Origin of the sequence: Oerskovia flava (assembly GCF_026163685.1) — a bacterium.
Classification (GTDB): Bacteria; Actinomycetota; Actinomycetes; order Actinomycetales; family Cellulomonadaceae; genus Oerskovia_A; species Oerskovia_A flava.
Genome location: NZ_JAOXSR010000010.1, coordinates 183,600 through 190,779, shown reverse-complemented (window position 1 = coordinate 190,779; position 7,180 = coordinate 183,600). Strand labels below are relative to the sequence as shown.

General features: G+C 73.1%; 9 protein-coding genes. 8 read left to right on the top strand and 1 reads right to left on the bottom strand.

Annotation, left to right across the window (positions count from 1 at the left end):
* The 3 genes from OHL10_RS15975 to OHL10_RS15965 form a co-directional block, all read left to right on the top strand.
* Nucleotides 1-366: sugar phosphate isomerase family (locus OHL10_RS15975; RefSeq protein ID WP_265523214.1), on the top strand; the 366-nt coding region annotated here is incomplete at its 5' end.
* Nucleotides 367-435: 69 nt separating this feature from the next.
* Nucleotides 436-762 carry a DUF3039 domain-containing protein gene (locus tag OHL10_RS15970; RefSeq protein WP_265523213.1) on the top strand — a complete coding sequence of 109 codons (327 nt, stop codon included), beginning with the start codon at nt 436-438 and terminating at the stop codon, nt 760-762.
* 98 nt (nt 763-860) lie between these two features.
* Nucleotides 861-2,612 carry a DEAD/DEAH box helicase gene (locus OHL10_RS15965; RefSeq protein WP_265523228.1) on the top strand — a complete coding sequence of 584 codons (1,752 nt, stop codon included), beginning with the start codon at nt 861-863 and terminating at the stop codon, nt 2,610-2,612.
* A 33-nt stretch (nt 2,613-2,645) separates the two neighbouring features.
* Here OHL10_RS15965 and OHL10_RS15960 read toward each other — a convergent pair whose 3' ends face one another.
* Nucleotides 2,646-3,932, bottom strand: coding sequence for a nicotinate phosphoribosyltransferase (locus OHL10_RS15960; protein ID WP_425499026.1), 1,287 nt, complete (start codon nt 3,930-3,932; stop codon nt 2,646-2,648).
* A gap of 215 nt (nt 3,933-4,147) precedes the next feature.
* On the opposite strand from OHL10_RS15960, the gene clpS reads away from it, so the two are divergent.
* The 5 genes from clpS to OHL10_RS15935 all read left to right on the top strand — a co-directional run bounded on the left by clpS (nt 4,148) and on the right by OHL10_RS15935 (nt 7,164).
* A complete protein-coding gene (gene clpS, locus OHL10_RS15955) occupies nt 4,148-4,507 on the top strand; it encodes an ATP-dependent Clp protease adapter ClpS (protein ID WP_425499024.1) in 360 nt (119 codons plus the stop codon).
* A gap of 11 nt (nt 4,508-4,518) precedes the next feature.
* A complete protein-coding gene (locus tag OHL10_RS15950) occupies nt 4,519-5,133 on the top strand; it encodes a DUF2017 family protein (protein ID WP_265523226.1) in 615 nt (204 codons plus the stop codon).
* 90 nt (nt 5,134-5,223) lie between these two features.
* Nucleotides 5,224-5,379 carry a hypothetical protein gene (locus tag OHL10_RS15945; protein ID WP_265523211.1) on the top strand — a complete coding sequence of 52 codons (156 nt, stop codon included), beginning with the start codon at nt 5,224-5,226 and terminating at the stop codon, nt 5,377-5,379.
* A 163-nt stretch (nt 5,380-5,542) separates the two neighbouring features.
* The gene (murI, locus tag OHL10_RS15940; RefSeq protein ID WP_265523210.1) at nt 5,543-6,346 is read left to right on the top strand and encodes a glutamate racemase; all 804 of its coding nucleotides are present in this window, start codon (nt 5,543-5,545) and stop codon (nt 6,344-6,346) included.
* The gene (locus tag OHL10_RS15935; protein ID WP_265523209.1) at nt 6,346-7,164 is read left to right on the top strand and encodes an MBL fold metallo-hydrolase; all 819 of its coding nucleotides are present in this window, start codon (nt 6,346-6,348) and stop codon (nt 7,162-7,164) included. The genes murI and OHL10_RS15935 overlap by 1 nt, the downstream gene beginning before the upstream one ends.
* Nucleotides 7,165-7,180: the final 16 nt, after the last annotated feature.

Genomic DNA, 7,180 nt, shown 5'->3' with positions numbered 1-7,180 from the left:
TTCAACGAGCCGGGGTCGTCGTTGGCGTCGCGGACGCGGATCAAGACGTTGACGGCGCAGACGCGTGAGGACAACGCGCGGTTCTTCGACGATGACATCGAGCAGGTGCCGCAGCACTGCCTGACGCAGGGGTTGGCGACGATCATGTCGGCGGGGCACCTGGTGCTGCTGGCCACGGGCAAGGGCAAGGCGGAGGCGGTGCACCAGCTGGTGGAGGGTCCGGTGAGCGCGTTGTGGCCGGCGACGATCATGCAGATGCATCCGCACGCGACGGTGCTGGTTGACGACGCTGCGGCGTCGCGGTTGCAGCTCGCGGGGTACTACCGCCAGACGTACCTGTCCAAGCCCGACTGGCAAGGGCTGTGAGCCTCCGTACACCGTGACGGGGGTGTGACGGCCGAACCGCGCGCACGAGAGGGACGTAGAATCAGGACCATGACCGAACCTCTCGTGCGCGCGTCCTCCGACCCCGGGTTCGACGACCCGACCCGTGACCCCCGCACCGGGGGCTCGACGTCGGTGCTCGAGCGCGAGGAGACGCGTGAGGAGGTCGAGCCGGGCGACCACGAGCGCTTCGCGCACTACGTGCGCAAGGAGAAGATCATGCAGTCGGCGCTCTCGGGCAAGCCCGTGATCGCGCTGTGCGGCAAGGTCTGGGTACCGGGCCGCGACCCCAAGAAGTTCCCGGTGTGTCCGGTCTGCAAGGAGATCTACGACGGCCTGCGGGATCCCCAGGACGGCGAGGGCGACTCCGGCAAGTGAGCGGTCAGCCCCACCAGACGCCCACCTCGCCCACCGCACGTCCCGGTTCCCCGGTACCGAACGCTCCGCAGAGCCCGTCCTCGGCGGCGGCCTCCCACCTGTCACCCGCCTTCCCTCGACGCGCCCCTTGGGGTGCGGCGTCCAAGCTGCGCGCGTGGCAGGCCGAGGCGCTCGACCTCTACCGCACCCGGTCGCCGCGGGACTTCCTCGCGGTCGCGACGCCGGGTGCCGGCAAGACGACCTTCGCCCTGCGGGTGGCCACAGAGCTTCTCGAGCAGGGGGTGGTGCGCCGGGTCACGGTGGTCGCGCCGACCGAGCACCTCAAGCACCAGTGGGCCGACGCCGCCGCTCGCGTGGGCATCAGCATCGACCCGAACTTCCGCAACAGCCAGGGTCGCCACGGCTCGTCGTACGACGGCGTCGCGCTGACGTACGCGCAGGTCGCCGCCAAGCCTGCGCTGCACGCGGCCCGTACCGAGGCGGCGCCGACGCTGGTCATCCTCGACGAGGTGCACCACGGCGGTGACGCGCTGTCCTGGGGCGAGGCCGTGCGGGAGGCGTTCGACGGGGCGACCCGCCGGCTCGCCCTCACCGGGACGCCGTTCCGGTCGGACACCGCGGCGATCCCGTTCGTCGCGTACGAGCGCGGGCCCGACGGCATCCGCCGCTCCCGGGCGGACTACACGTACGGCTACGGCGAGGCGCTGCGCGACCACGTCGTGCGCCCCGTGATCTTCCTGTCCTACTCGGGGCAGATGCGTTGGCGCACCAAGGCCGGCGACGAGGTGAGCGCGCGTCTCGGCGAGGCGCTCACGAAGGACATGACCGGCCAGGCCTGGCGCACCGCGCTGGACCCGGAGGGGGAGTGGATCCCGTCGGTGCTGGCCGCGGCGGACAAGCGGCTCTCGGAGGTCCGGCGGGCCATCCCGGACGCCGGCGGCCTCGTCATCGCGACGGACCAGGCCGACGCCCGCGCGTACGCCGGGCACCTCGCGCGGATCACGGGGAAGTCTCCGGTGCTGGTGCTCTCGGACGACGAGGGCGCGAGCGGGCGCATCGAGGAGTTCGCGGACTCCGACGCCCGGTGGATGGTCGCGGTGCGGATGGTGTCCGAGGGCGTCGACGTCCCCCGGCTCGCGGTGGGCGTGTACGCGACGTCGACGTCGACGCCGCTGTTCTTCGCGCAGGCCGTGGGCCGGTTCGTGCGTGCCCGGCGTCGCGGAGAGACCGCCTCGGTCTTCCTCCCGAGCGTGCCGCACCTCCTCGGGCTGGCCAACGGCCTGGAGATCGAGCGCGACCACGCGCTCGACCGACCGCTCACGGCCGAGGAGCAGGGGGAGGGGTACAACCCCGAGGACGCGCTGATGGCCGCGGCCAACGCCGAGGACAAGGCGTCCGACTCGCTCGCGGACGGTATGCAGGGCAGCTTCGAGGCGCTCGAGGCGCAGGCCTCGTTCGACCGGGTGCTGTTCGACGGCGGCGAGTTCGGCACCGAGGCCGACGTCGGCTCCGACGAGGAGCAGGACTTCCTCGGTATCCCGGGGCTGCTCGACGCCGACCAGGTCACGACCCTGCTGCGGCAGCGGCAGGCGGACCAGCTGAGCACCCGCTCGCGCACGGCACGGGCAGCCGAGGAACGCTCCGAGCTCGACCACCGCCGCGCCGCGGAGCGCCGCAAGGAGCTGGCCCAGCTCGTCTCGGCGTGGGCGCGGCGCAGCGGTCAGCCCCACGGCACGGTGCACACCGAGCTGCGGCGCCGGTGCGGTGGCCCCGAGGTGCCGCTCGCGTCGGTCGACCAGCTCGACGCGCGTCTCGAGGTCCTGCGCGGCTGGTTCGTCGGGAAGAAGTGACGGGCGGCTGACCGGAGCAGGCCGGTGGCCGAATCAGTCCTCGAGGTGGCGGGTCACGGTCGGCAGCGCGGGTTCGCCGTCGGACAGCCGACGCGCGCCGCGCGGCAGCTCGGCGCGCGACTCGTGGTGGCGCTGCGTGGCGGTCTGCACCCCGTAGGCGCCGACCCACCGGGAGTCGACGGCGCCGTCGACCACCAGCGGCACGTGCAGCGGGCGCAGCCGCTCGTCCGCGGACTCCCACCGCGCCACGACGTCCTCGCGGCCGGTGACGAGCACCTCGGCGACCGCGCGACCGTCGTCGCCGTACTGCCGCGCCGGGATCTTGCGGCCACCGCTGCTGGTCTTGGCGGTCGAGGCCTTCGCCACGGACTGCATGATCCCGGACGCGTCCGCCCTGGCCACGAGCTTGTAGACCATGCCGCAGGTGGGCGCGCCGGAGCCCGTCACGAGCGAGGTCCCGACGCCGTAGGAGTCCACGGGGGCGGCGGCGAGCGCGGCGATGGCGTACTCGTCGAGGTCGGACGTCACCGTGATCCGGGTGTCCCGGGCACCGAGCCCGTCGAGCTGCTTGCGGACCTCGACGGCCAGCACACCGAGGTCGCCCGAGTCGATGCGGACCGCGCCGAGCCCGGTGCCGGCCGCGCGCACGGCGTTCTGCACGCCCTTGCGCACGTCGTAGGTGTCGACGAGCAGCGTCGTGCCGGGCCCGAGCGACGCGACCTGCGACGCGAAGGCCGACTCCTCGTCGTCGTGCAGGAGCGTGTAGGCGTGCGCGGCGGTGCCGATCGTCGGCAGGCCGTAGCGGCGGCCCGCCTCGAGGTTCGACGTGCCCGCGAAACCCGCGACGGTCGCCGCGCGGGCCGCCGCCACCGCCGCCTGCTCGTGCGCCCGCCGAGCACCCATCTCCAGGCAGGGGCGGTCGACGGCGGCGCTCGTCATGCGGGACGCCGCCGACGCGATCGCGGAGTCGTAGTTGAGGATCGACAGCACGAGCGTCTCGAGCAGGACGGCCTCGGCGAACGTCCCCTCCACCACCATGACCGGGGAGTGCGGGAAGAAGACCTCGCCCTCGGCGTAGCCGGTGATCGAGCCGGCGAAGCGGTAGTCGGCGAGGTAGTCGAGCGTGCGGGAGTCGACGACCTGCTCGCGCGCGAGCCAGTCGAGCTGTCCGTCGTCGAAACGGAACGCCGACAGTGCTTCGAGGACGCGGCCCGTCCCGGCGAGCACGCCGTAGCGCCGACCGGCCGGGAGCCGGCGGGTGAACACCTCGAACAGGCAGTGCCGGTGCGCGGTGCCGTCGGCGAGCGCGGCCTGGAGCATCGTCAGCTCGTAGCGGTCGGTCAGGAGAGCGGTGGACCCGGCGCCTGCGTGGGGGGCGGTGCTCGTGCCCGCGTGCGCAGCCGTTCCCGTGGTCACCTGGACGGAGAGGGCGTCGTCGCCCGGTCGGTCGGCGGGATGCATGGACCTAACCTAGGGCAGGAGCGACGATCGTGGGCGCTGCTGTCCGGCGCCGCGCGCGGTCCTAGAGTGGTGGGGTGAGATCTCCCGCTCCTGCTGTCCCTCCCGCCACGCGCAGAACGTCGCTCGAACCTGTCCCGACCGCATCGACGGGCACCGCCACGGAGATCGAGGAGCAGGTGGGTGAGCTCGCCGAGCAGGCCCCGGAGTGGACGACCGTCGTGTGGAACGACCCGGTCAACCTCATGACGTACGTCAGCTACGTGTTCGAGTCGTACTTCGGCTACTCGCAGGCGCGTGCCGACGAGCTGATGCTCCAGGTGCACCGCCAGGGCCGCGCGACCGTCTCGCACGGGAGCCGGGAGAGGATGGAGGTCGACGTGCAGGCGATGCACGGGTTCGGCCTCTGGGCGACCCTGCAGCGGAGCGGGACGTGACGCGGGTGACGATGCGCCCCTTCCGCGCCGACGGCGACCGGTATGTCGCCGAGGTCGGTCCCGACGAGCGGTACGCGCTCTGGCGCGTGACCGCGGACGTCGTGGAGATGCTCGCGCCGCACGCGTCCGGGCAGGGCGGGCCGGCCTCGGCCGCGGAGCCGGGTAGCGGCCAGTTGGACGACCTGCTCGGCACGGCCTGGTCGAGCGGTCCGGTGGCGCCGCCGACGGACCCCGCGCTGCGGCGCCTCGTGCCGGACGCGTCCCGCGAGGACGACGCGGTCGGTCAGGAGTTCCGCCGGCTGACGCAGGCCGACCTCGTGGACGAGAAGTCCGAGCGCCTGCGCCACCTGGCGCGCCTGCTCGGCGCCGGGGACGCCGTCGTCGTCCAGCGTGCGGACGCCGACCGGTTCGCGGGCGCACTCACCGACCTGCGGCTGGTCCTGGCCGAGCGGCTCGGCCTGACGACTGACGAGCAGGTCGAGCGGCTCTACGACGACGTCGTCGCGGGACGGGCACGGGGCAGCGACGCCCGCCGGGCGTTCGCCGGGGTGTTCCTCCTGGCAGGCTGGCTGCAGGAGTCCTTGGTGGGCCTGATGCTCGACCAGCTGCGCCGAGGTGCCACCTGAACGCCCGCTGAAGATGCGAGTGGTCCGAGGGAGTGCCACGGTGATGTTTCGACCGGGGCGCACGTGTCCCGGCCAAGAGAGAGGACACTCATGCCTACCTGGCTCATCATCCTGCTCGTCGGTGTTGTGCTGCTCGTCTTCGGCGTTGCCGTCGAAGCAGCCAAGATCCTCATCTGGATCGGTATCGCCGTGCTCGTCGTCAGCCTCGTGCTGGGGCTTGTGGGACGGGGCAAGAAGACGGTCTAGGGGGCGCGGGTCGCGCAGGCTCCGACCCGCAGGTCTTTCGCGAAGGGCGCCGCACCCGTGCGGCGCCCTTCGGCGTCCCCGGGTGCGGTCGGCGGTGCACGTCACACGCCGAGAGCCCCGCGTCCCGCCGCGCGGGCGCGGGCCCGGCACTAGGCTCGATCCCGTGAACGACGCACCCATCGGGATCTTCGACTCGGGAGTGGGCGGTCTGACCGTCGCCCGGTCGATCCTCGACCAGCTCCCCAACGAGGCGCTGCACTACATCGGTGACACCGCGAACAGCCCGTACGGGCCCAAGCCCCTCGCCGCGGTGCGCGCGATGGCCCTGGCGATCATGGACCAGCTCGTCGACGAGGGTGTGAAGATGCTCGTCATCGCGTGCAACTCGGCGTCGTCCGCGGTGCTGCGGGACGCGCGCGAGCGCTACACGGTGCGCCACGGCCTGCCCGTGGTCGAGGTGATCCTGCCGGCGGCCCGCCGCGCGGTGGCCGCCACCCGCACCGGCAAGATCGGGGTGATCGGGACCCGGGCCACGATCGAGTCCCGCTCGTACGACGACGCGTTCGCCGTCGCGCCGGGGATCTCGCTGACGTCGCGCGCCTGCCCGGAGTTCGTCCGCCTCGTCGAGGCCGGCATCACCTCGGGCCCCGAGGTGCTCGACGTCGCGCACTCCTACCTCGACCCGGTCCGTGCGGCCGGTGTCGACACGCTCGTGCTGGGCTGCACGCACTACCCGCTGCTCACCGGCGCGATCTCGTACGTCATGGGCGAGGACATCACGCTCGTCTCGAGCGCGGAGGAGACCGCGAAGGACGTCTACCGCCAGCTCGTGGCGCACGGCCTCGAGCGCTCGCGCGACGTCGGGCCGCCCACGCACCGGTTCGTGGCCACGGGCAGCGCGGAGCCGTTCGACCATCTCGCGCGGCGCTTCCTCGGCCCCGAGGTCTCCCTCGTGGAGGCCGTCTGATGCGTCTGGTGACCGTCGGGACGTCGGGCTCGTTCGCGGGGCCCGACTCGCCCGCGTCGTCGTACCTGGTGCAGGTGCCGGCCGACGTCTCGCCCGACGGGCGCGCGTGGAACCTCGTCCTCGACCTCGGCAACGGCTCGCTCGGTGCGCTCCAGCGCCACGTCGACCCGCTCGACCTCGACGGCGTCGGGCTCTCCCACCTGCACCCCGACCACTTCGTCGACGTGTGCGGCCTCTACGTCTACCTGCGGTACCACCCCGAGCGCGGGTCCCAGCGCACCGGTACGGGCAAGAGCCTGCCGCTGTGGGGACCGCAGGGGACGGGCCGGCGCCTCGCGGTGGCGTACGGGCTGGAGGCGGGCGAGACGATGGACGCCGAGCTCGACGTCCGCACCTGGGAGCCCGGCCTGCCGACGACCCTCGGCCCGCTCGAGCTGGAGCCGTTCGAGGTGCTGCACCCGGTCCCGGCGTACGGGGTCCGCGTCACGGGGCCGTCCAGCCTGCGACCGGGCGAACGCGTCACGCTCGCCTACACCGGCGACACCGACCTCTGCGACGGGGTGGTCGACCTGGCCCGGGACGTCGACCTGCTGCTGGCCGAGGCGGCGTTCCACGAGGGGCGCGACGACGGCGTCCCGCGCGGCATCCACCTCACCGGTCGCCGGGCGGGGCAGGTCGCGGCCCGCTCCGGCGCCCGGCGGCTCGTCCTCACGCACCTGCCGGCCTGGAACGACCCGCAACGCTCGGTCGCCGAGGCGCGCGCGGTGTACGACGGCCCGATCGACGTCGCGACGTCGGGGGCCGTCTTCGACGTCTGACGGCGCGGATAGGGTG

Bases quoted from the DNA above. Each gene is read 5' to 3' on its own strand.
- OHL10_RS15970 (WP_265523213.1), top strand. From the start codon at position 436: ATGACCGAACCTCTCGTGCGCGCGTCCTCCGACCCCGGGTTCGACGAC.
- OHL10_RS15960 (WP_425499026.1), bottom strand. From the start codon at position 3,932: ATGCTCCAGGCCGCGCTCGCCGACGGCACCGCGCACCGGCACTGCCTG.
- OHL10_RS15950 (WP_265523226.1), top strand. From the start codon at position 4,519: ATGCGCCCCTTCCGCGCCGACGGCGACCGGTATGTCGCCGAGGTCGGT.
- OHL10_RS15945 (WP_265523211.1), top strand. From the start codon at position 5,224: ATGCCTACCTGGCTCATCATCCTGCTCGTCGGTGTTGTGCTGCTCGTC.
- OHL10_RS15935 (WP_265523209.1), top strand. From the start codon at position 6,346: ATGCGTCTGGTGACCGTCGGGACGTCGGGCTCGTTCGCGGGGCCCGAC.